Origin of the sequence: Bifidobacterium sp. ESL0764 (genome assembly GCF_029395515.1) — a bacterium.
GTDB lineage: Bacteria > Actinomycetota > Actinomycetes > Actinomycetales > Bifidobacteriaceae > Bifidobacterium.
Map to the genome: position 1 here is coordinate 1,906,199 of NZ_CP113919.1, position 23,295 is coordinate 1,929,493.

General features: G+C 52.2%; 19 protein-coding genes and 1 tRNA gene. 3 read left to right on the forward strand and 17 right to left on the reverse strand.

From position 1 onward, the window contains the following. Positions 1 to 284 precede the first annotated feature (284 nt). On the forward strand, positions 285 to 1,517 hold the full coding sequence (locus OZX71_RS07355) for an oligosaccharide flippase family protein (RefSeq protein WP_277159848.1): 1,233 nt from the start codon (positions 285 to 287) through the stop codon (positions 1,515 to 1,517). A gap of 43 nt (positions 1,518 to 1,560) precedes the next feature. On the opposite strand, the gene OZX71_RS07360 is transcribed toward OZX71_RS07355, so the two are convergent. The 6 genes from OZX71_RS07360 to OZX71_RS07385 all read right to left on the reverse strand — a co-directional run bounded on the left by OZX71_RS07360 (position 1,561) and on the right by OZX71_RS07385 (position 8,677). Continuing rightward, entirely contained in the window at positions 1,561 to 1,914 is a 354-nt protein-coding gene (locus OZX71_RS07360) for a hypothetical protein (protein ID WP_277159849.1), read from the reverse strand. 530 nt (positions 1,915 to 2,444) lie between these two features. Continuing rightward, a complete protein-coding gene (locus OZX71_RS07365; RefSeq protein ID WP_277159850.1) occupies positions 2,445 to 3,254 on the reverse strand; it encodes a LicD family protein in 810 nt (269 codons plus the stop codon). A gap of 187 nt (positions 3,255 to 3,441) precedes the next feature. Beyond that, positions 3,442 to 4,449: a glycosyltransferase family 2 protein gene (locus OZX71_RS07370; RefSeq protein WP_277159851.1), complete on the reverse strand. Its 1,008-nt coding sequence runs from the start codon at positions 4,447 to 4,449 to the stop codon at positions 3,442 to 3,444. A gap of 65 nt (positions 4,450 to 4,514) precedes the next feature. Then, positions 4,515 to 5,609 (reverse strand): EpsG family protein, encoded by a 1,095-nt coding sequence (locus tag OZX71_RS07375; protein ID WP_277159852.1) that lies wholly within the window; start codon positions 5,607 to 5,609, stop codon positions 4,515 to 4,517. 66 nt (positions 5,610 to 5,675) lie between these two features. Continuing rightward, positions 5,676 to 6,803, reverse strand: coding sequence for a glycosyltransferase family 1 protein (locus OZX71_RS07380; protein ID WP_277159853.1), 1,128 nt, complete (start codon positions 6,801 to 6,803; stop codon positions 5,676 to 5,678). 41 nt (positions 6,804 to 6,844) lie between these two features. Then, positions 6,845 to 8,677, reverse strand: a complete 1,833-nt coding sequence (locus OZX71_RS07385; RefSeq protein ID WP_277159854.1) for a DUF4012 domain-containing protein — start codon at positions 8,675 to 8,677, stop codon at positions 6,845 to 6,847. Positions 8,678 to 8,931: 254 nt separating this feature from the next. On the opposite strand from OZX71_RS07385, the gene OZX71_RS07390 reads away from it, so the two are divergent. Continuing rightward, positions 8,932 to 10,671 (forward strand): sugar transferase, encoded by a 1,740-nt coding sequence (locus OZX71_RS07390; RefSeq protein ID WP_277159855.1) that lies wholly within the window; start codon positions 8,932 to 8,934, stop codon positions 10,669 to 10,671. 254 nt (positions 10,672 to 10,925) lie between these two features. Further along, on the forward strand, positions 10,926 to 12,758 hold the full coding sequence (locus OZX71_RS07395) for an MDR family MFS transporter (RefSeq protein ID WP_277159856.1): 1,833 nt from the start codon (positions 10,926 to 10,928) through the stop codon (positions 12,756 to 12,758). A gap of 110 nt (positions 12,759 to 12,868) precedes the next feature. On the opposite strand, the gene OZX71_RS07400 is transcribed toward OZX71_RS07395, so the two are convergent. From OZX71_RS07400 to rplU, 11 genes are all read right to left on the reverse strand, one after another. Continuing rightward, positions 12,869 to 13,546: an HNH endonuclease family protein gene (locus tag OZX71_RS07400; protein WP_277160690.1), complete on the reverse strand. Its 678-nt coding sequence runs from the start codon at positions 13,544 to 13,546 to the stop codon at positions 12,869 to 12,871. 451 nt (positions 13,547 to 13,997) lie between these two features. Continuing rightward, positions 13,998 to 14,693, reverse strand: a complete 696-nt coding sequence (rplA, locus tag OZX71_RS07405) for a 50S ribosomal protein L1 (RefSeq protein ID WP_277159857.1) — start codon at positions 14,691 to 14,693, stop codon at positions 13,998 to 14,000. 13 nt (positions 14,694 to 14,706) lie between these two features. Further along, positions 14,707 to 15,135, reverse strand: coding sequence for a 50S ribosomal protein L11 (gene rplK / locus OZX71_RS07410; RefSeq protein ID WP_277146190.1), 429 nt, complete (start codon positions 15,133 to 15,135; stop codon positions 14,707 to 14,709). A gap of 560 nt (positions 15,136 to 15,695) precedes the next feature. Beyond that, a complete protein-coding gene (nusG, locus tag OZX71_RS07415) occupies positions 15,696 to 16,592 on the reverse strand; it encodes a transcription termination/antitermination protein NusG (protein WP_277159858.1) in 897 nt (298 codons plus the stop codon). Between the two features lie 31 nt (positions 16,593 to 16,623). Continuing rightward, positions 16,624 to 16,851 (reverse strand): preprotein translocase subunit SecE, encoded by a 228-nt coding sequence (gene secE / locus OZX71_RS07420; RefSeq protein WP_277146188.1) that lies wholly within the window; start codon positions 16,849 to 16,851, stop codon positions 16,624 to 16,626. A gap of 29 nt (positions 16,852 to 16,880) precedes the next feature. Beyond that, a tRNA-Trp gene (locus tag OZX71_RS07425) sits at positions 16,881 to 16,956 on the reverse strand. A gap of 669 nt (positions 16,957 to 17,625) precedes the next feature. After that, on the reverse strand, positions 17,626 to 18,831 hold the full coding sequence (locus OZX71_RS07430) for a pyridoxal phosphate-dependent aminotransferase (RefSeq protein WP_277159859.1): 1,206 nt from the start codon (positions 18,829 to 18,831) through the stop codon (positions 17,626 to 17,628). A 322-nt stretch (positions 18,832 to 19,153) separates the two neighbouring features. Further along, complete coding sequence (gene proB / locus OZX71_RS07435; RefSeq protein ID WP_277159860.1) at positions 19,154 to 20,287, reverse strand: glutamate 5-kinase; 1,134 nt, start codon at positions 20,285 to 20,287, stop codon at positions 19,154 to 19,156. A gap of 461 nt (positions 20,288 to 20,748) precedes the next feature. After that, positions 20,749 to 22,446 (reverse strand): GTPase ObgE, encoded by a 1,698-nt coding sequence (obgE, locus tag OZX71_RS07440; RefSeq protein ID WP_277159861.1) that lies wholly within the window; start codon positions 22,444 to 22,446, stop codon positions 20,749 to 20,751. Between the two features lie 207 nt (positions 22,447 to 22,653). Continuing rightward, on the reverse strand, positions 22,654 to 22,905 hold the full coding sequence (rpmA, locus tag OZX71_RS07445; protein WP_277146184.1) for a 50S ribosomal protein L27: 252 nt from the start codon (positions 22,903 to 22,905) through the stop codon (positions 22,654 to 22,656). A 43-nt stretch (positions 22,906 to 22,948) separates the two neighbouring features. Beyond that, positions 22,949 to 23,257: a 50S ribosomal protein L21 gene (rplU, locus tag OZX71_RS07450; protein ID WP_277146183.1), complete on the reverse strand. Its 309-nt coding sequence runs from the start codon at positions 23,255 to 23,257 to the stop codon at positions 22,949 to 22,951. Positions 23,258 to 23,295: the final 38 nt, after the last annotated feature.

Genomic DNA, 23,295 nt, shown 5'->3' on the forward strand with positions numbered 1-23,295 from the left:
TCTTCTCCTACTGATTGAATTGACGTTCTACAAATTGAAGCAAGTGTAGTTTGTTAGCCGTCACAATTCTATTAAAACAACAAACAGACTACATCTCAGTAGACTCTTAACAAATGAAATATGCGAATAACGTTCATTGATTATCCTCAAAGATCTCTCCCGTACCACCGTATAGATACGATTATCTCAGGTAAATCACGAAAACAGCGGAGGAAATGTCCAATGAGGTTATGCATTTATCTAAGAAATAACTTTAGTGTATTTGGCAACTAATTATGAACAACATGCGGAAGAATATTATATCGCAATATGGGCTACAAATAGCCAAATACCTATTCCCGCTCATAACGCTGCCATATCTCACCCGCGTATTGGGACCTCATCAATATGCTGTACGTGCTTACGTGCTTGCTGTTATGAATTTTATGCTGGTGTTCCTTGATTACGGTTTTACTCTTTCAGGAACGAAATCAATAGCAGAAAAAACCGATGACATCGTAGAATTACGCCAATATACTTCAGCTATTGTTATTCTTCGAGGACTTCTCTGCATCGCGGGTGCAATAATTCTTTTCTGCATTATGCCATTTATGCCTATTCTCAAATCCAATACCTTATATGTCATTATTGCTTATTTAGGCATTTGTCTCAAAGCTTCACTTCCAGACTTCGTCTTTCAAGGTCTGGAAGATATGAGCATCATAACTCAGCGTTTTGTGGGTTCACAAACTGTCTCAACATTGTTAATATTCACTCTTATCCATAAACCATCAGATTTACTGTTAGTCCCTGTTTTCGAAGGTGTGGCTTCACTCATAGCCTTTATCTGGTCTTGGGATAATGTGCTTAGAGTCCGTTCCATTCATTTCGTCAAAGTTCATTTTAGCTTCATATGGTTGAACTTCAAAGAATCAACCATCTTCTTCTTATCGAACGCAGCAACTACAGTTTTCAATGCTTTTACCACTATGATGATTGGTATATATGTCGCCGATCCTGTACAAATCTCGTATTGGTCATTGGCGATGACTGCAATCACAGCCGTACAGTCTTTGTATGATCCAATAATAAATACGCTATATCCGCATATTGTAAAATCACATGATATCAAGCTATTGAAGAGATTCCTGTACTATGGCATGGTAGTTGTGACTATCGGCTCAGTTCTTTTTGCCCTATGCTCGAAACTTATCATGCTCATTCTCGGCGGCAAACAGTATCTGAGTGGAAGCTATGTTATCGCACAGCTCACCCCAGTCTTGTGGCTCTCATTCCCAGGAATGCTCATAGGTTTCCCCTTCCTTGCTGCGGTAGGAAAAATTAAAGAGCTGACTTGCTCGACAATTGTTGCGGCACTGTTCCATATGATCGGTCTGATATTTCTTGGCTTTAGCGGTTATTTTTCTATTACTGCCGTTGCCGTTTTACGTTCATGCACCGAAGCGCTAATGCTCATCATTCGCAGCTATTTCAGTGTTCTCACTATCCGCCAAAACAGTAACGTAAATATTCAATAATCAGTAGCGATTCTTGAATATAGTAACTCAGTTTTCTTACCAATCAAGGACAGAGAAAGAAAGCTTGGAATCCAGTAGCGTCCGGTAGTTTGCGTACTTTGGGTTTTGGGATTTGATAGAGGTGTGGCACTGCTTGTGTACGATTTTCAATCACCAAATCAAATAATCGCTGATTGAAAAGCAGACGGGGACCATACCCTCTAACAGAATCGTACAGGTCGACGAGCCCAAGTTCAAGGCCGACATCGAACGGAGGATCTCCTCGAAAGTTGCGGAGATCCTCAACGCTGAGACCGACGAGGCCACCGGCATCGCGTGTTACGAACGCAGCAACGAAAGGAAGGCCGGCGTCAGGATCCCCAAGCTGAAAAAGGCTCTGTTCGAAATCGGCAGTCATCCAGCGCTACCGTACACTCGAGTCGAACGTCGAGCGGCACTCATGGAGATGTACATCAGCGGAGCCAACATGCGCCGGGTCGAACGACATCAGACAGACGTTTGGGGACGACCGCTTGCCACCCCAGACGCTGAGTGACGACCTGAAGATAGTTGCAAGGGCATCACATAGCGAAACAGGCGTTGGAACGTACCTTCCCGTACGCATTCATAGGACGAGATATGGCTGAAACGCTCGTAGAGCGGACGCATCGAGAACGTCAACATTCTCATTGCCATCTGCATCGGAGACGACGGGAGGCGCGAAGTCATCGCCGAAGCCACGGACCACCAGCTGCCCGAATACCCCATTGGAACACTGAAGACTCATCCGCACCAACAACATGATCGAACGCCGCACACACGCAATCAAAGTTGAAAAACGAAAATGCACAACAAACCGAATGTTATCTAAAATCCAAAACAACCATAGCATCAAAACCGATCTTTGCGCCTGTAATAAACGTTCAGCTTAAATAAAATGAAATCTTCTTACTGGACACGCCAAGCATGAAGATCATGCGTTTCACGTTGCTTAACCGGAGGGAGCTGCATATAGTCCCCATACATTGCGGTCAAAGCCTCATCCCAATGTGCAACACTAAGGAACGAATAGCTACAGAATTTCAACTTTATCGGAGAATCGAAATCTTTCACATGATAAAAAGAAACAGGATATGGCCCCCAGCATAAACCACGGCAATACTCCGAATTCCCGTAAGGAATGCTACGAGCTAGGCGCTCTACTTCTTCGTAATCACTCCTGGAAGAATGGAATATACCCATTGCCACCATTAGCTTACTAATCCACCGATAAATCTCTTTTGGGTATTTCTTCCAACCAGTAGAATTCCCTATCTTCCGAGTTGCCCGTTTAAGCAATTTATTAGCTTTCATATATTGTTTATGAGCAAGCCGTTCATCTTCGGGAGCACCGTCCAGAGGAAATATGTCTACCCAAAGATATTCGTCAAACGCATCCAATCCATAATTTTCAACACAGCGAATATTTTTATTACAAAACTTTGCAAATGGATACGGAAAGTTAGCACTAATGGGTTTCAACATTTTAATATTCACGGGCATAGAATCCGACAGCTCAAGCATTTTTTCAAAATCCGGACGGGGCATCACGACATCCACATCATCATCCCATGGAATAAAACCTTTATGCCTAATAGCTCCAAGCAGCGTTCCCGCATCCAACGAATATCGCAAACCATTCGCAACCGCAAAGGAATCAAATTGGCAAAGAAGTTTAAACAACTCATGATGAACCTCTTCATGTGTTAAATACTGCATATTTTTTCTCTCCTAAGTACCTCACAAAAGCAAAACAGAAAACAGCTTAACAAGGTAGTATAAATTTTAATAGTGCTGTACAACACCAAAACTCAAAAAAGAATTCTATTAAACATGTAAAAGGCTAGCAATAGTCTTATTAGATTTAGCAATTCTCAATTTCCCTACACTATGTACAAATACACCATTAACAATACTTATAGTGTTCATACCAGCTATAAACAATGCTTACAAGACGTAGGCCAAAAACGGAAAACAATGCGGCTAATCTTGCTCTCGGCCGCGCTTTGGAATCAAAAAACACAGCTTTTCTGTTTCTTTTAATAATATTCCATAGAATTATTTGATCACATGAATATTTCTTTAAATCCTGATTATCCATTTTCATAATTAGATTAAAAGCAGCTGAAAGATACTTACTTTTTAATGCTGGTAAAAGGTTGGGATATTGGTTAATAACCAAATCATTTATTTTATACAATGCTTTTATCAAATCCATATTACGGTGAGTATAATGCGATCTTTGTCTACTTCCATTCCGTATGCGATAATAATAATCAGTATAGCTTAAATGAGCGATTCTCGATGTTTTACTAAAAAGTTGAACAGTGGTCACAAAATCTTCGTAAAGCTGATTATCTGGAAAACGAACATCATCGAACAACTGAATACGATACATCTTTGCACAAGCAGAGGGATCAATATCTCTTTGATACAACATTTTTCCCAGCGCTTCGGATCCAGATAAGTTATCCATAAATCCTTTTTGCCGCGATTTATTGCCAATCCTATTCAAATCGACTCGTATCAAACCGTTATCTCGAAATTCCATAATATCGGTAATTGAAATATCGATACCGTTATCATGAAATGGCATTAGCAAATGCTCAATATATTGCGGCCCAATTACATCATCACTATCCATAAACGTGATGAGACCAGCATTCGCATATCTGATTCCTGTGTTACGAGCTGAAGCCGGGCCATGATTTTCTTGTTGAACAATACAGATTCGTTTGTCTTTTAACTCATATTGTTTTTCTATTTTTCCGCTGTCATCGGTCGAACCATCATCAACTACTATAACTTCAAACTTCTTATAAGTCTGTGCAAGTACAGAATCTAAAGTAAAAGATAAATACCGAGAAGCATTAAATACCGGAATTACTATGCTTATCAACGGATCATCTTCCATAACAACTTTCCTTTATATATCTATTTCTCAATTTATATATTGTCCAACAAACTTACCTAAATAAATTACTGGAAAAAGAACAAGTAAGGCAACACACCATAATTACCTTTTATATATACCTGTACAAAGCACGCAACAGTAAACAGCAGCAGCACAGTAACCGTAGCTGTTATTCTAAAGGTGTGGTTACTCAATGATTGCAGACAAGCACACAACAACCAGATGAAAAATATGATGAAGTATTCAGACAATCGGTTCAACAACCAATTTGCTGCAAACACATTCATCAGAACCACATAAGAAAGAGAGCCAGAAATCAGGAAAGATGAGCGTCGTAAAGCAGAAGCATCGGTTTCAATCTCTTTATTTCTCAACTGATTAACAATATAAAAAACGTAGACAATCGAAACAGCAAGACTATATGCAATCCAATATGCGGTAGATGACGAGGTATATGCGGCCATACCTTTACCCTGCTGATATTGTTGGTATTTCCCGATTCTCTGCCCAACCCAAGTAAAAATGGGCATGTAATTAATAAACTGTAAAAAGAAAGAAGCAACAACAGCAATTATCGAGAACCTTCTGAATTTCTCAGATTTGGCAAAATAGGTAAGCAGCATCGGAATAAAGCCGAGCAGCGCAGTCTTGTGCATCGTTGCTGCTCCTAGCACCAATATAATTGCCCAAATCAAATGCTTTTTTTCAAAGAACATCAACGCAAGGCACACCAAAGCAACGGCTAGATATTGACGTGACGCATTCATGGCATAGAAGAAAACATGAGTCACAATCAAGAGCAGACTCGCAATCATCCACCAACGTTCATCAATATACCAATAAATAAACAGCCCCATGGCAGTATAGAGGATTAAGCCTTCCAACAAGAAAAGTACTGTATACGGTAATCCAAGCGCGAACAACCCTCTATTTACTATACAGTAACCAATTTCAGTAGGACAATGCTTAAACGGATTTGTAAGAATTCCTACATACATTTCACTATCGGTGCCTACAGACGAGTTTCTTAACCCTGTAATCAAGATCAAAATCGCCATTGAAAGGCAAAGCATACCAATATTCAGCTTATGATTCGAGAAGAATTTTCCTAGCAATTCGGAAACGAGGAACACTCCAAATACCGCAATAAATACACCCATAGCCAGTTTTACCTTTCAAACGATTCTTCTCTTGATTTCTTATAGAACTGTTTCATCCGTACAAATTCATTGTATTTGCAATACTGAGCGGTACCATCGACCTAGTTTATCCGCGTCTGATCTTATTTCATAACCAGATTCAATGAACTGTGATTGATCAATGCTGCGATTCTTATTATGAACTATCACAGTATTCCAGTAATCCGACCATTTATCAGCAGAAACATCCAAATCCAAACTTGATACCAAATCGGGAATAATACTGACCTCGTTGGCAACTTCCGTCGACATAACAACCGGCAAACCGGCAGCCTGAGCTTCTACGACAGTAAGCGGCAAACCCTCATAGCGCGACGGGAACATGAACAAATCAAACGCCTGGTAGAGTTTATCAACATCATTCCGTTGGCCTAGCAGCCGTACCTGCCCGTTCAATCCAAGTTCGTCTATCCTCCTCTTAATATCAGATAAGAGCTCGCCATCACCAACAAGCAGCATCACGGCATCAGGATGTATTGCCAGAAAACGCTTGAAAACATTCAATGAGAATAACTGGTTTTTTTGAAAACAGAATCTTCCTACCTGACCAATGACCAGCTGCTCAGGCGAAATATCAAGCTCATGCCGCATAGCAGAACGAATGGCTGGATTAAACCGGAATCGCTGAAGATCAATGGCATTTTTGACAATATGCACTCGGCCGGCTTCAAAAGCCTTCCGACCGAACAACCATTTCGCTGAGTTCTCAGAACATGCTACCAAGTGACTCGCAAACAGCTTAGAAAAAGGGCGTAGGACATTCTTTGCCAAGTTTTTCAATCCTTCACCAGGAGCAGCAGTGCTATGGCTGTGGGCAATACGCACCTTGATACCGGCTCTTTTTGCTGCGGCCAGGGGAAAGACGCTCAGCGCATTGATATTCGAATGGACAATATCCGGCTTTTGCTCTCGAAACAGCCGCTCACAGGCCTTCATATACTGCGGCAGATTCTTATACGGAGGCACCACGAACACCCTCCCGCCGAGCGACTCGATCTCATCATGAGGAACCATAGTGGAGTCCGAATCAACGACGAAATCGAACTGAACCTTGCTGCGATCAATGAACCGGTAATGATTCATGATGGTGGCTTCGACGCCGCCACCCGCCATGTGGCCCATGACCTGCATCACACGGATAGGCTTGTTGCTCATACCCCTAACGCCTCTCTATAAGTTAATTCCCCAATCAACGATTAGTATCCAATCTTTGTCACACCCGGATCTTCCCAACCCATCGGGCTTTGGTCCAGCTCCAAATCGGAAACGGTTTTCGCTGATGTGGTTACATCGAAGGAAAAAGTCACCGTCGCGCCTGGCGGCAAAGTGGCCACGCTTGCCTGCAATGGCTTGTCGTTTAAAGTCATCTGTTTCGGCGCGCTTGCTTGCCCATGAATGACAAGATTAGTAACACTCCCTCCCGCGGGAGCATAAATCAGCGTTTTCTCGCTGCCATATCCCAACGGAACGCTCATTGGATACATGCCTTTGATGTAGTCAGGCAAAGACGAAACCTCTGCCTGGCTCAAAGTATTCGTCATACTATAGTCGACATGATAAGTTCGAGCACCCGTAGGATTGGTACTGGTCTTGGTAATTTTGGAAGTACGCTTGATGTACCAACTCATCTTAGAAACATTTTGCTCGTTGACATAAACACCTACCTCAGGATTCTCCTCGCTGTTCGGTGTCTGTCCTGTATAGCCATTCGCCATATATTTCTGCTCAAGCTGAGAATCGAAAGAATACATCGTAAAATGACGCCAACGTGCCATGCTGCCAATAACCCCAGCGATTTTAGAGATTTTATCAAAATTCATATTCGAAAACATGTTGTTCATTGATTGTGTTGCCACTTCGCCAAAAAGAACATCCTGCTGCCCCGGACTATACACTTTATAAATAGTATTGAGTAGAAACTCCGCTGTATTCTGGCCGTCGAGTACCTGCCCATTCGACAACTTCACGCTACCGTTTATGGCAATCAATTGCTGCAAGAAAACCGGGTCAATGGTAATCACCCCATCAATAGGAGCATTCGTGCCCCAGGGAGTTTGATTCCACACCACTTGCATCATCTGTGCAGTACGTGCAGTGTCGGGAACTACCGCAGAATCGCGAATATCGAGCGACATATTTTCCGGACCCCAGTCAGAAAAAATCGCTCGTTCACTGGCAGTGGGGCCGACCGCACCGTACCGTTCGTAAGTTAGGTTAGGAAGGAAATCTCCAACGGTTATTTTCCCATTATCGGTTGTAAGGTCTCCTATAGAACCAACAAGACCACCGCCGGATCGAACCTCGGAAGTGGTCATGGACATCACCGCGTAATGATGCGGCTGATTCACACCAAGAAAATCAGGGACGATTTGGAAAGCTTTCGAAATTTCGTCAATCTTCTCGGCCAGAGCATCAAGCTTCTTATCTGAAGAGTCATAAGCGTTGCGAACCACACCTAACTTTGCTTTCTGCGCAGGCAACTGGTGAAATGCATTTACTTGGGCCTGCATGGAATCGTTGGCAATTTTTATCTGTTGCTGTGACTGCAAAATCGGCTGAAGATTTATTTGGCCACTGCCCTCACCCAATTGTGCGCCTTTGAGATTATTGACAACGTTCAAAAAGCCGGGGACAGAATCATGCGTAATCGCATCAACACTCGACGTCATACCCTGCACCGTCTTGATGTCGTTGCCGACGAACGGAGCCTTGGCGGCCAGATTCCAGAGCTTGCCATGTGCAATTTCCTTGGCCTGTTGCGTTTCGCTCTGCACCTGCGGCAGTTTCTGCGAAATCTGATCCAGCGAGTCCAAATCGTTGGTGCTCGAGAAGCCGCTGAGCATGGTTACGGCGTTCTGCTCGTGCGTCTTGACCTCTTTGGCCTGGCCATACATGGTCTTGGCGGCATATGCTCCGACCCCTGCCATGGCAACAAGCAGCACGAATATCACCAGCAGGACCCACGGCCAGGCACGATGCCGGCGCATAGGCCTGACGGCCGCCAAATGCCTACCTTGTGGTTGACGCATGAAACTTCCCTTCACTGACATGACAATGAACCATTATGCTCTATTACCTTGGATTTCACGACTTTGAGGCAAATTCTGCACAGATTCGGTATAAGTAAGGTAACCCTGGCAGACATAACACGGGCCTAGGCAGTAGCATGACTATGCAGCACAGTGAGACCGACACACGCCGAGAACTGCAACAGAGCAGTCTTCTTTGCCTATGTGTTATGTATCATTGTGTGAACGGTTTTTTAAGAAGAAGAGGTTACATCGTGGCACAGAAAGTTGAGTCGGGTCATATTCAACTGACCGCTGAAGCCGCGCACCTTGACGATAAGACCTTGAGAATCGAAGGAAATCCAGAACTCCCATTCACCAATAAACGTAAGAAACGCACCGCTTCATCAGACCCGCATCGCGTCGATACACCCGTGGGCAACAGCTTTTTCGACGGCTCGTATTTTCTTTCGGACAGCGAAGGCAAGTTCCATTCCAAAGCCACTGATTCCAATCATCAGCTGCTCAACTATTCCATTCCGAAATGGAGTTTCGTCTTCAACACAACCCTTATCGTGCTCGATATCGTCATGACGCTTTTGGCTACGGCTCTAGTGTTGTTTCTCGATACTCCTGCCTACGCGAATTTAAGGAATTACGGCTATAGCCCGAAACGGCTCAACCTATTTCTTGTACTCATCTGTGTCGCGTGGATCGTGAGCCTCGCATCGCAGCACATCTATCACCGTCACGCCATGGGCGAGGGCTACGAGCTGTATAGCGAGATCCTCAACGCGACGTTGGTCGATTTCGTCATCATCTGCATGTTCAGCTATATCTTCAAGCTCAGCATCCCGCGCTCTCTGACCGTTCTCATACCGCTTTGCTCCTGCGTGCTGGAGCTGCTGGAACGTTGGATCATGCGTCGTTCTTTGCATCGGCATCGCCGCAAAGACACCTACATGTATGACACTGTGATTGTCGGTTCACCCGAGGGAATCCACAACGTCATCGCGCAACTCAAGGAAAATCCGGGCATGGGCTACAGGCCCGTCGCGGTCTGTCCCGTGGTCTCCGTCTCCGATAGTTCTGAAAATCAAAACTCTCCGGACGCGCAGCAACTCGTTTCGGTGCCGTTCAGCGCCACCTGCCCGGAAGAACAGAAACTGCGGATATTGCCGATGGACTCTCACTTGCCTCAAAAGGCGAGGGAACTCGGCTCGCAGGCGATTCTCATCGCCGACGTCATGTCCCGGTATTCCGAGACCATGCGTACCTTCTCGTTGGCGGTGGAGTCCATGGGAATCGAGCTCGCGTTCATGGCCAACGTCGCCGATATCGCATCCTCACAGCTCCATCTGCGCAGCAACCCGTCGATGCCGATGCTCACGGCCCGGCTGCCGCAGTATTCCACATTGACCAGAATACTTAAACGCGCCTTCGACCTCGTCGGCTCTGCTTTCGCCATCATCATCTCTTCGCCGCTGATGGCCTTTGTCGCCATCCGCGTCAAGAGCGAAGACGGTGGACCGGCGATGTATTCCCAACAGCGTATCGGGCTTTACGGCAAGCCGTTCACGCTCTACAAATTCCGTTCGATGCGCGTGAATGCTGACAAATACGACGAGAAGGTGGCCGAGGAGACCGGAAACGTACACGGCATTTTGTTCAAGGCCGAGGACGATCCGCGCATCACCAAGTTCGGTCACTTCATTCGTAAGACATCGCTGGACGAATTCCCGCAGTTCTTCAACGTGTTCAAGGGCGACATGAGCCTCGTCGGGCCACGGCCGCAACAGCAGTACGAGGTGGACCAATACGGCTCGCTCTATTCCGCACGTCTCTTGGTCAAGCCCGGCATCACCGGGCCGTGGCAGATTTCCGGACGCAACGAACTGAGCCAGGAAGAGAGCGAACAGCTCGACATCTCGTACGTCGAGAACTGGTCGTTCACCGGCGACATCGCCATCTTGCTCAAAACCGTCATGGCCGTTTTCCGCGGCACCGGCGTGTAAATCACACACCACCCAGTTTGTGTTCAATTTTGTCTTTGTATTTGTGTTTGTAGTTGTATTTGTCTGCGACCTGTGACATCATATATGCCCGCTATCCGGCTAAGGGTGTAATCTGAACCGGGTGAGCAAGCGTAGTGGAATCGTCTTTCCTCCGCCGAAATCATAATTGAACGCCTTGAATTTCGAAAATTGTGATAAACGTATGCAGGTACTAATGAACATCTCAGTGCAACAACAAGAGGGAGCGGGCGGTCGTGTCTGATCCAACGCAAACGTCGGCAAAATCTCCTTCGAAACCATCCTTGTCGAAAGCCCTTACCAAAGAGGAATCCTACATCGACGGGCACTTGAGCCATGCGGCCTTCATCTCCATCGCCATCCTCACCTTCATCACCTTCGTCGGCAACTTCACCCAGCTGCAGCTGAGCGCGGCATTGCCGACCATCGTCTCCGAGTTCCACATCAATGTGACCACCGGCCAGTGGCTGACCTCCGTCATCCAGCTCGTCCAGGGCGTCATGGTGCCGCTGACCGCCTACCTCACCCGCCGTTTCTCCACGCGTCAGATCGTCATCACCTCGATGGTCGTCTTCACGATCGGCTCTGTGCTGGCCTGGTTCGGCCCCACCTTCATCGTCGTGCTCGCCGGCCGCACGCTCGAAGCCATCGGCTCCGGCGTGATGTGGCCAGTGCTGCAGATCATCGTCTTCTCGGTCTACCCGATGTCCAAACGCGGCGTGGCGATGGGCACCGTGGGCGTGGCCATGAGCGTCGCCCCGGCCATCGGCCCGACCTTCGGCGGCTGGCAGACCGACGCCAGCGGCTGGCGCTCCATCTTCGTCTCGCTGACCATCGTCGGCGCCATCGCCCTGGTGCTCGCCATTTTCGGCCTGCATAACTTCGGCGAGAACGACGATGACGCAAAAGCCGACTTCTTCTCGGTATGCCTGTCGATCATCGGCTTCGGCGGTCTGCTCTTCGGCTTCACCAACATCGAGACCTACGCATTCACCAACCCTCTGGTCTGGCTGCCGATGGCCGTCGGACTGGTCGGCATCGTCTGGTTCGTCACCCGTCAGCTCAAAGGCGCCAAGCGTTACAAGAAGGAAATGAACGCGGCCATCGACGATCTCGAAAGCAGCGAGATGCAGGCGTTCAAGGAGAGCGCAACGCAGCAAGCCGACGATTCCGCTTCATCTCAACCCGGCAGCGCTTCGGCCTACCCGGCAAGTATCGAGGCCGTGCACGCCATGGTCAAGCATGTCGCCGACAATCCGGACCACGCGGACAAGCTCAAGAAGCATTTCGCCAGTTTCAAGAGCCGCTCGATCATCGATGGCATCAAGAAGATCCAGCCACCGCTGCTCGACCTCACCGTGCTCAGGAACCACAGCTTCATGATGGGCACCATCACCGCGGCTATGAGCTTCTTCGCCTTCAGTTCCATCACCGTCATCATTCCGCTGTTCATCCAGAACGACCGCGGCTATTCGGCCACGATCTCCGGACTGGTGATGCTGCCGGGCGCCATCGGCCAGTGCATCGCGCAGTTCTTCGGCGGCCGTGCGCTCGACAAGTACGGCGCGCGCCCCGTGGCTCTGGCCGGCACGACCATCCTCATGATCGGCACCATCATGATGAGTTTCATCAGCACCGGTATCCCGATCTGGTGGGTCTCCATCTGCCAGTTCATCCGACAGATCGGCATGGGCTTCGTGCTGATGCCGGTGACCACCTGGTCGCTCAACTGCCTGGAAGTGCGTTCGATGTCCGCAGGATCGGCCGTCACCAACACCGTCCGGCAGATATCCGGAGCCATCGGCGCACCGGTGCTGGTCATCCTCATGGAGGAGTTCACCAAAATCCGGCAGAGCTCGATGGGTTCGGGCCACGAAGCCGCGATCCTCTCGAACATCTTCGGCATCAGGATGTCGCTGATCATCAGCTCGGTCATCGCGCTGGGCATGGTGCTGATCGTGTTCTTCGGCGTCAAAGGCCAGGGTGCCGGTTCGGCCCGAGACCTCGCCAACCGCACGCTGCGCCACGTCCATGTGCCCCACGTCCCCCACATTCATCAGCACAAGTAATCGGGATTCACGCCACGTTCGACAAACGCCGATGCACAGTTTGAAATGCACATCACAAACTGCGCATCGGCGTTTTTCTTATTCTCGGGGCACTCCAGCCGAAGACGCTCTTACCGCTTCGGAATCTGCTGGGCCGGGCACGTTTTCAGGACTTTTGAGATGGCTTGTTTTTCGGAGGTCGTCACCGAGAGGTTGTATTTCTGCTTGACCCCGACCTGACGGGCGACGTAGGCACAGCGGAATCCGCGGTTCGCGGGAAGCCAGTAGGCAGCGGAGGCGGAACCCTTCTGCTGATTGGCCGGACCGTCGACGGCCAGCAGATTGTAGGCATCGTTGCCGTATTCCTGTTTCGTCTCCGCATCCCACTGGCTCGCCCCGGACTGCCAGGCGTTTTCCAGCGCCACGACATGGTCAATCTGCACCGCCGCGCTCGTCCGCTTGCCGCGCACGAAACGGATGAATTTGCCGGTGTACGGTTCCTGCAAAGCGCCGGTTTTGACCTGGCAGGCGCTCGGTGCCTTGTATCTGACGCTTGTCATGTCTCGCTTGAGGATGTCGTCACGGATGGTGCAACCGTCACCGTCGTCGTCGGTGGTGTTGTAGCCGAACGAATCGCGGTCGTAACCACGAGTGCTCGGATGGTCGTCCACCGGCAACGTCGCCAGCACCTGCGCCACCGGTCCGGTCGCCACATACTGGCCGGTCATCTGCGCAAGTGGCTTGCTCACCTTCGGCAGCACCAGCCCGAAACCGACACCGATAATGCAAGCCGCAAGCAACAAAATCAGGAATCGTACCAGCAGGCTGTCGAAATCGACCCGTCGACGTCGGAAATGGGCGTTGCTGACCCTCCTGCCGCCTTGAACAGGTCGACGGCGATAGTTGTTGGGCTTCCGCCGATACGCCCCTCCAGTATGCCAAGTCGTCATTTTTCTTTTAGCCCTTCCCGGTGTCCCCTATTGCCGCAAAACGTTACGGCATCATCACGTCGATGGTGATTCAGGAATACAAAAAGCCAGAGGAAAAAGCAAGAGCCGAACACCGATTTACAGAAAAATCAAGATTTCTTGATATTACGTTTGAGCGATAATAAACAATTACGAAAACCAAATAATGGATATTCAAGGCAAACAAGCGAGGAATTCATCAACAAAACCAAAGTTGCCCGGCACCTCTTTAAAGGTACCGGGCAACTTATCGATGAACTACGCTTTGCGCAACTCACACGCTTTTCACGCTTCAGGAAAGCGGGGCGAGATCCAGCGGAACGCCGGGGCCCATCGTCGAGGTGAGCGTCGCCTTGGAGATATAGCGGCCCTTCACAGTGGAAGGACGCAGACGCTTGATCTCCGCGGCCACGGCCTGGAAGTTCTCTTCCAGAGCCTTCTGATCGAAGGACTTCTTGCCGATGATGAACGACAGGTTGCCGTTCTTGTCGACGCGGAACTCGATCTTGCCGCCCTTGATGTCCTTGACAGCCTTGGCCACATCCATGGTCACGGTGCCGGTCTTCGGGTTCGGCATGAGGCCACGGGGGCCGAGCACGCGGCCCAAACGGCCTACCTTGCCCATCATGTCGGGAGTGGCGACCACGGCATCGAAGTCGAGGAAGCCGCCCTGCACCTTGGCGACCATGTCGTCGTCACCGACCATGTCGGCTCCGGCTTCGGCAGCCTCAGTGGCCTTCGGACCACGGGCGAACACGAGGACCGTGGCGGTCTTGCCGGTGCCGTTCGGGAGGTTGACCACGCCACGGACCAGCTGGTCCGCCTTGCGCGGGTCGACGCCCAGGCGATAGGTGGCTTCGATGGTCTCATCGAAACCGCGCTCGGGCATGCTCTTCAGCAGCGCGATAGCTTCGGAAGCGGTGTACAGATTGCTGCCGTCGACCTTCTCGGCCGATTCACGATATTTCTTGGAATGCTTGTTAGCCATCTGTGTTCCTCCCTCAGCCTTCGACCGTGATGCCCATCGAACGGGCGGTGCCCGCGATGATCTTCATGCCGGCCTCGACGTCGCGAGCGGACAGATCGGCCATCTTGGTCTCGGCGATCTCACGGACCTGAGCCGAGGTGACAGTTCCGACCTTGTGGGTCAGCGGGTTGTCGGTGCCCTTCTTCAAACCAGCTGCCTTGAGCAGAAGCGCTGCGGCCGGCGGGGTCTTCAGAACGTAATCGAACGAGCGATCCTCGTAGACGGTGATTTCGACAGGAACAACCTGTCCCATCTTGTCTTTCGTCGCTTCGTTGTAGGACTTGCAGAAGTCCATGATGTTGACGCCATGCGAACCGAGAGCAGGACCGAGCGGCGGCGCAGGGTTAGCCTTGCCGGCCTCGATCTGCAGCTTGATCAGCGCAGTGACCTTTTTTCCAGCCATAGAAATGGCTCCTTTTCATTGTCCGTGCGGTGCTTACGGTCGCCCACGACACTTTTGCGATATATCCGGTTTCGGCCGTTTCTGTGCGCCGTCATCTTGCGATGGCCGCACACCAGGCTGATAATACCGAAACCGACATATCGTCAGTCTCAGCAAAACCGTTGGTATATCAAGTGTCACGGGTCTCCTCCCGCAACTGATATTGCTTCTGCTGTGCTAGCGGGTCTCCCCTCCAGACACAAGCCTTTCTATTATTCCAGCCCTTCAAGACAATGAACTCTATCGCGATAAGCTGCATGTTCGTCGAAATCAGCGCTGTCAAAGAATCCCTGCCTAGTCGAAGAAAATGCGGTTTTACCAGCACTAACCTTCACTGCTGTGCTGGAAACACCGCATTTAGAAATTCTTTTTAGGACCTTTCCAGCATCAATGTGTGTGAAGTGCTGGTAAAGACTCATTTGCGACGACGGGCATATGCTGTGACAGGCAACGAATACCAATGATGCCGCAGACCTTGCGACCTGCGGCATCATTACTGAAAAGGTTAGACCGAAACGGTATCAGACGATCTTCTCAACCTGGCTGAAACCGAGCTCGACCGGTGTGTCACGGCCGAATATGGAAACTAGCACGGTGAGCTTCTGCGTGGTGGGCTCGACGTCTGAAACCGCGCCGGCCATCGTGGCGAACGGGCCGTCGATGACGGTGACCTGATCGCCGACCTTGTAGGAGACCTCGACCGTACGCTTCTTGGCGGCGGCAGGCTTGTCGCCCGCTTCCTTGAGCGCCTCGGAGGCGATCATCGGAGCCATCATCTTGACGACGTCCTTGCGGCTCAGCGGTGCAGGCTCCTTGGTGGGCCCCACGAAACCGGTTACGCCTTCCGTCTCGCGAACGATACGGCGGGCGTTCTCGTCAGGCCACATGCGAATGAGCACATAGCCGGGCACACGCACGCGGGTGACGACCTTCTTGCCTTTGTCGGTATGCTTCTCGACCTCTTCCATCGGCACTTCGATCTGGAAGATCTGATCTTCAAGGCCGAAGCTCTGGATACGGGACTCGACGTTGGCCTTCACGCGCTTCTCATAGCCGGAATAGGTGTGAAGCACATACCACTTGCCGTCCAAACCGCGCAAGCTCTTGGAGAATTCCTTGACGGCCTTGGCTCCGGCGTCGTCAGCATCCTCGCCTTCGGTGTTCGCAGCAGTATCGGCAGCAGCGTCTCCGGCGACTTCGGCAGCGTTTTCAGACTCGCTTTCAGCGTCTTGAGCGCCCTCAGCAGAAGCAGCATCTGCGGAATCGTCGGAAGCCGGCTCAGTTGCATCAGCATTTTCGATACCCGCTACGGCATCAACCGCAGCATTATCAACGTTCTGCGCCTCTGCCGCAGTCTGATCACCGTTCGGCAGATCGGGCAATGCATCCAAGCCCTCGAGATTCACTTCATTATCCATGCTTTTAGTCACCTTTAAAAATTATTTACGCTCAGCCGAAAATCCAAAGAGTCAACTTGCCGAGACCGAAATCCATACCCGTAACGAGGGCCATCAGCAGCACCACAAAGACAAACACGGCAACCGACCAACCGGCCAGCTCTTTGGCGCTCGGCGTGACGACCTTGCGCAGCTCGTCGATAACCTGCTTGATGAACAAGCCGATACGCATGAAAATGTTCGGCTTGACGCTCTCTTCAGACTCGTGTGCCTTCGCCATATCCGTCCTTCGTTTGGCTTGTGATTACTTGGCAGGGAAGGCGGGACTCGAACCCACAACCTACGGTTTTGGAGACCGTTGCGCTACCAATTGCGCCACTTCCCTAGGTGAACTCTGTCTACGATACTCGAAGCACGAGACCATGCGACATAAACCGCCGAGGAAATAGTCTAGCCTCTTTTCGTGGTTTCGTCCACTCCTCGTGTCGCAACGAATTCACGGCACCTCAGTATACAGAGGCTGCTCAATTACTGTTTGCGATAGTTGCCGGAAACTTCATGATCAAATCCTCCAAAATCGGGGGTCTTGGCGCACCAAGCGACCCAAAAATGAAAGAATCACCACCAAATCCCACAAAAACAAGCCACTTGGTGCACCAAGAACCCCAAAAACGGAAGAATCACCACCAAATCCCACAAAAACAAGCCACTTGGTGCACCAAGAACCCCAAAAACGGAAGAATCACCACCAAATCCCACAAAAACAAGCCACTTGGTGCACCAAGAACCCCAAAAACGGAAGAATCACCACCAAATCCCACAAAAACAAGCCACTTGGTGCACCAAGAACCCCAAAAACGGAAGAATCACCACCAAATCCCACAAAAACAAGCCACTTGGTTCACCAAGAACCCCAAAAAACAACGAATCTTGCGCAGTTACATCCGGGGCAGGAGGCTAAGCAGATCGCGATAGGGTAATCGGCAGGGAGAGCCAACAGACTAAAAGGCTCAGGCCTTTTCACTTCTCTCGTCCTTGCCTCAATCTATGGATTTCAGCCAACCCATTGCTTGAAACGGCGCATGCCCTCGGCCAGATCATCGTCGGCGAGCGCGTACGAGAAACGGAGGAAACCGGGTGCGCCGAACGCTTCTCCAGGTACTGCGGCGACATGACCTTCGTCGAGCAACAGCGCGGCCAGATCGGAGGAGGTTTTGGCAGTCTTTCCGGCGTTGCCGATCGGACGGTTCAGCAAGGCGGTGACATCAGCGAAAGCGTAGAACGCGCCCTTGGGGGTGCGGCAGGTGACGCCATTTACCGCGTTGAGGCCGGCGACGATGGCCTTGCGGCGCTTGTCGAACGACTTGCGCATCATCGCCACCGCGTCGAGCGAGCCGGAAACCGCCGTGTACGCGGCCTGCTGGCACACGTCGGCAACGTTGGAGGTCATATGGCCCTGCAGTTTGGCGGCGGCCTTGGCCACCGGCACGGAGCCGATAAGCCAGCCGACGCGCCAACCGGTCATGGCGTAGGTCTTGGCCACGCCGTTCAGGACGATGAGCTGGTCGCGCACTTCCGGCACGACGGCGCCGATGTACGCGGTCTTCTCGCCGTCATACGTAAGATGTTCGTAGATTTCGTCGCTCAGGATCCATACGTGATGTTCCAAGGCCCACTGCCCCACGGCACGCAACGTTTCTTCGCTGAAAACCGCTCCGGTCGGGTTCGAGGGAGTGTTGATGAAGATGGCTTTGGTGCGTGGCGTGCGCGCGGCCTCAAGCGCTTCGACGGTCGGCTCGAAGCCGTTCTCCGCACCGCTGAAAACGATGACGGGCTTGCCGCCGGCAAGTCTCACGGCCTCGGGATAGGTGGTCCAGTAAGGGGCGGGAACAATGACTTCGTCACCGGGATTGACAATGATCTGGAGCGCCTCATACACGGCCTGCTTACCGCCGTTGGTCACCACTACCTGATCGGGCGAGACCTCGTAACCGGAGTCGCGCAACGTCTTCTCGGCGATGGCCTTACGCAACTGCGGCAGACCAGAGGTCGGGGTGTAACGATGGTTCTTCGGATCGCGACACGCCGCGGCGGCCGCCTCGACGACGTAATCGGGAGTCGGGAAATTGGGTTCGCCGGCGCCGTAACTGATGACATTGACGCCTGCGGCCTTCATCGCCTTCGCCTTGGAATCCACGGCCAGGGTGGCGCTCGGCGCCACGGAATTCACACGATCACTTAACGTCTGCCACTCTGCCATTTTCGTCTCCCGCATCTCGCTGGCAATTACCAACTCAAGATTAGACCGCAGTGGCGAATTGGCAAGACAGATGGGCATATAACGAAATGCGCAACATCGCCGGGCCAACAATTGTGCAAGAAATGGGTCACTGACGCCATCCCAACGCTACATTTCTTGCACAACCAACGCATCATGAAAGACTTAAGCCACTGACACACACTCAGCGGCACATTTCTTGCACAGCTAACACGCCATGCAAGATTCAATCCACTGGCATACTCCCAGCGGTACGTTTCTTGCATAATTGGCTGGCGGCCAGCTGGCGGAATTGGTTTCTGGTCTATAGCAGCACCAGATTGTCGCGGTGGACGAGCGGATGGGCGTATTCCTCACCCAGCAAGCGCTTGAGCTGGGATGTGTCGCGGCCGAGGGTATGCGGAATCTCGTCGGAATCGAAGCCCGAGAGGCCTTTGGCGATATGGTTGCCGTCTTCGTCGTCGATCCAGACGGGATCGCCCGCCGAAAACGCGCCGTGTACTTCCAATACTCCGGCCGCCAACAGACTCGCCTTGCCGCCGAGCACGGCTTTGATTGCACCTTTGTCGCCGACGAGTGTTCCGCGAGGGTTCGCGGCAAAACCGATCCATAGACGACGTGAGGAATCGCGGTGCTGCGACGGGGCGAAAGCCGTGCCCGTGGGCTCGCCGTTCAGGGCTCCGGCAATGTTACCGGCGCTGGTCAGCACCACGGGAATGCCAGAAGCGACTGCTATACGCGCTGCCTCGAGCTTGGTGACCATGCCGCCGCTGCCGACGCCCGACGAGCTGCCGGCGACCGTTACCTCGTTCAGAATTCCGTCTACGTTCGGCACGAAACCGACCCGTTTGGCATTTGGTTTGGAAGGCGGAGCGGTGTAAAGACCGTCGACGTCGGTCAGCAGCACCAGCGCATCGGAACGCACCAGATTGGCCACCAGCGTGGAAAGGTGGTCGTTATCGCCGAAGCGAATCTCGTTGGTAGCCAACGCATCGTTTTCATTGATAATCGGGACCACGCCGAGATCAAGCAACCTAAGCAGCGTGCGCTGTGCGTTGCGGTAGCGCGAGGCGTGCATCGTATCATCGGCGGTCAGGAGAATCTGACCGACGCGCACACCGTAGCGCGCGAAACCGATCTCGTAATGCTGCATCAGCACGCCCTGACCCACCGAAGCCGCGGCCTGCTGGGTCGAAACGTCCGTTGGCCTTGAGTCGAATCCCAACGGGCCGAAGCCAGCGGCGATGGCACCGGACGACACCAAGACCATACGAGTGCCGCGCTTGGCACGCTGAGCCAAAATCTCAACCAACGCGCCGACCTTGCCGACGTCCAAATGGCCGGAAGGCTTGGTCAGCGAACTGGAGCCGACCTTGACCACGACGGTCCGCGCGTTCGCGACCATCTGCCGAATCTGCGACTCACTCGCCCTCTGCATTGCCTTGTCACCTGTTTTCCCTATACCGCTTTATGTGTTGACGGATATTCCAGTCAGCAACAGCCTACTTCCTTGCCCTCATAAACCATAGGAAACACGCCGGGAGCGACGTGAGCGAAGAGGCTTTACCAATATGATCAACATTCATCATGTCGGAACCCATTGCAGGAATCCAGCGAAAAGGCCATAGATCAAAAAACATGTTCACAATAACACCGGAATCATTCTGCCATATGGCTTAAAACCGTTCAAGAACTGCTTGGAAAGACCGCAATCACTTTCCGCCATTTCATGATATATTACAACTGATTTTGAACACGACCAAGGAGTCTATCTCCCCCAATAGGGCAACAGAGAACCAAATAAACTACAGCGTGAGATATGCAAAATCGATGCTCATATCTCACGCTGCCTAACGTCAGTCGACGCTGCTTGCCCGTCTCGCAGGACACGAATCAGTATTAGTCGTCATCGTCGCCGTCATCGGATTCGTGGCCACCGAGAATCGCGTGCTCGTCGTGCCTGTCGTCGTCAACGCTCGGATCGGCCCAGTGACCAGCCGTTCGTTCCTGACGCATGGCCTCGCGCACGGCGGTCTTGGCGTCCATCATCTCGTGATACTGACGGCGGCGTTCGGCGTTGGTGCGGCGGCGGACACGGTTACCATCAGACCCGTCATCCAACCGCAGGTCCTTGCCGCGGGCACCCAACTGGGCGCCGTCGAGCATTTCCGCGCCGGCGGCGATGGTCGGATCCCAATCGAAAGCGACCGCGTTCTCGCCCTTGCCGATACGCACTTCGTCACCTGGCTTGGCACCGTGGCGACGCAGCTCGTCCTCGACACCCAAGCCGGCCAGACGGTCGGCGAGATAGCCCACGGCCTCATCGTTGTCGAAATTGGTCTGACGCACCCAACGTTCCGGCTTCGCACCGGTGACGGTGAACCACACCGCTCCCCTGCGGTTGCTTTCGCGCTCGACAGTGAAATCAAGCGAGGTGCCGCGTTCGTCATCGGCACGACGGCGACGACGCGCCGGCTGCTCCAACGGTTTGATGACCACGCGCTCTTCGTCGCGCTCGGCTTCTTCGCGGGCCAGCTTTGCGCGCAGCTCGGTGACCATCTCGCCTAGAGCGTAACCGAGTTCCTTCAAGCCCTCGTGCGAGGCGGTGGAGACGATGAAGGTCTTGAGTCCCAACTTCTCGAACTCCGGGCGTACGAATTCCGCCAATTCCTTGGCTTCGGGCACGTCGGCCTTGTTGAGGATGATGACGCGCGGGCGTTCGGGAATCGGGATGACGCCGAGCGGAAGCTTGAGTTTCGCGGCGTACTTCGCCAGCTCGTCTTCCAGCGCGTGGTAATCGGAAATCGGATCGCGGTCCGGCTCCAACGTGGCGCAATCGATGACATGCGCGATGATCTCGGTGCGTTCGATATGGCGCAGGAACTCGAGGCCGAGCCCCTTGCCCTCCGAGGCTCCGGGAATCAGGCCCGGCACGTCGGCGATGGTATAGCGGTATTCCTCGAGCTTCACTACGCCGAGGTTCGGTACGAGCGTGGTGAACGGATAATCGGCGATCTTCGGTTTCGCGGCGCTCATCGCGGCGATCAGGCTGGATTTGCCGGCCGAAGGGAAGCCCACCAACGCCACGTCGGCGATGGATTTGAGCTCCAGGATCACGTCGCGTTCCTCGCCCGGTTCGCCGAGCAACGCGAATCCGGGGGCGCGACGCGTCTTGTTGGCCAGCGCGGCGTTGCCCAAGCCTCCCATGCCGCCCGCTGCGGCGACAAACCGATCGCCCGCGTGACGCAGGTCGGCCAATTCCCGGCCGGGATGCTTGGCTTTGCCCTGCGCACCCCTGGCTTCGAAAATCACGGTTCCTGGCGGGACCGGCAGCACCACGTCCGCGCCTTTCGAGCCGTCCTTGGTGTCGCCCAGGCCCATCGTGCCGCTTTCCGCCCGGCGATGCGGGACGAAACGATAGTCGAGCAGGTTGTTCGCGTTCGCGTCGGCGACGAAAATGACGGAACCGCCGTCGCCGCCATTGCCGCCGTTCGGCCCGGCCAACGGCTTGTATTTCTCGCGCTTGACGCCTGCGGACCCGTTGCCGCCGTCCCCGCCCTTGACGTGGACGGTCACTCTATCTACAAAGTCTGTCATGTTTCCTTACCTTACCGATGGGTATTCATCTTCCCATAACCCTGGCGACGAGTCCCGAAATTATCGTTTTGGGCAAAAGTATGAGGCGCGTCGCAAGCACATTCCGGCATCGCAATCGCTTCCCGCCGGCCATATCATCAAAAATACAAGAAGGTCGCACCCACATAGGTACGACCTTCTTGATGAAAAGCTAGTTGGCTTGAAGTCTCACTCGGCGACTACGTCGACGACCTTGCGGTCGCGGCGAACGCCGAACTTCACGTTGCCGTCGGACAGCGCGAACAAGGTATGATCCTTGCCGGTGCCGACGTTCTGGCCGGCGTGGAACTTGGTGCCACGCTGACGAACGATGATGTTGCCGGCGACGACAGCCTCGCCACCGAACTTCTTGACGCCAAGGTATTGCGCGCTTGAATCGCGACCGTTGCGGGAAGCGGATGCGCCCTTCTTATGTGCCATTGTCTGTTCCTTTCAGGCTTTGATTGCTCTTACGCTACCGAAATCAGGCGATTGCCGTGATCTTGATGACGGAAAGCGGCTGACGATGGCCCTTACGGCGGGCAACGCCGGTCTTGTTCTTGAACTTCTGGATGTTGATCTTCGGGCCCTTGGCCTCATCGTCAACGACTTCAGCCTTGACGGAAACCTTGGCAAGATCCTTGGCGTTCAGCGTCACCTTGGCGCCGTCGACCACGAGCGCGACCGGGAACTCCACGGTATCGCCCTTCTTCGCATTGAGACGGTTGACCAGGATGACGTCACCGACCTCGACCTTTTCCTGATGGCCACCGGCCTTCACAATCGCGTACATATCTCGTTCCTTGCTATTTCGAAAGCTAAACTGCCCAG

Coding starts and splice junctions, on each gene's coding strand:
- OZX71_RS07355 (WP_277159848.1), top strand. CDS start 285: ATGCGGAAGAATATTATATCGCAATATGGGCTACAAATAGCCAAATAC.
- OZX71_RS07360 (WP_277159849.1), bottom strand. CDS start 1,914: ATGACTGCCGATTTCGAACAGAGCCTTTTTCAGCTTGGGGATCCTGAC.
- OZX71_RS07365 (WP_277159850.1), bottom strand. CDS start 3,254: ATGCAGTATTTAACACATGAAGAGGTTCATCATGAGTTGTTTAAACTT.
- OZX71_RS07370 (WP_277159851.1), bottom strand. CDS start 4,449: ATGGAAGATGATCCGTTGATAAGCATAGTAATTCCGGTATTTAATGCT.
- OZX71_RS07375 (WP_277159852.1), bottom strand. CDS start 5,609: ATGGGTGTATTTATTGCGGTATTTGGAGTGTTCCTCGTTTCCGAATTG.
- OZX71_RS07380 (WP_277159853.1), bottom strand. CDS start 6,803: ATGAGCAACAAGCCTATCCGTGTGATGCAGGTCATGGGCCACATGGCG.
- OZX71_RS07385 (WP_277159854.1), bottom strand. CDS start 8,677: ATGCGTCAACCACAAGGTAGGCATTTGGCGGCCGTCAGGCCTATGCGC.
- rplA (WP_277159857.1), bottom strand. CDS start 14,693: ATGGCTAACAAGCATTCCAAGAAATATCGTGAATCGGCCGAGAAGGTC.
- rplK (WP_277146190.1), bottom strand. CDS start 15,135: ATGGCTGGAAAAAAGGTCACTGCGCTGATCAAGCTGCAGATCGAGGCC.
- nusG (WP_277159858.1), bottom strand. CDS start 16,592: ATGGATAATGAAGTGAATCTCGAGGGCTTGGATGCATTGCCCGATCTG.
- secE (WP_277146188.1), bottom strand. CDS start 16,851: ATGGCGAAGGCACACGAGTCTGAAGAGAGCGTCAAGCCGAACATTTTC.
- OZX71_RS07430 (WP_277159859.1), bottom strand. CDS start 18,831: ATGGCAGAGTGGCAGACGTTAAGTGATCGTGTGAATTCCGTGGCGCCG.
- proB (WP_277159860.1), bottom strand. CDS start 20,287: ATGCAGAGGGCGAGTGAGTCGCAGATTCGGCAGATGGTCGCGAACGCG.
- obgE (WP_277159861.1), bottom strand. CDS start 22,446: ATGACAGACTTTGTAGATAGAGTGACCGTCCACGTCAAGGGCGGGGAC.
- rpmA (WP_277146184.1), bottom strand. CDS start 22,905: ATGGCACATAAGAAGGGCGCATCCGCTTCCCGCAACGGTCGCGATTCA.
- rplU (WP_277146183.1), bottom strand. CDS start 23,257: ATGTACGCGATTGTGAAGGCCGGTGGCCATCAGGAAAAGGTCGAGGTC.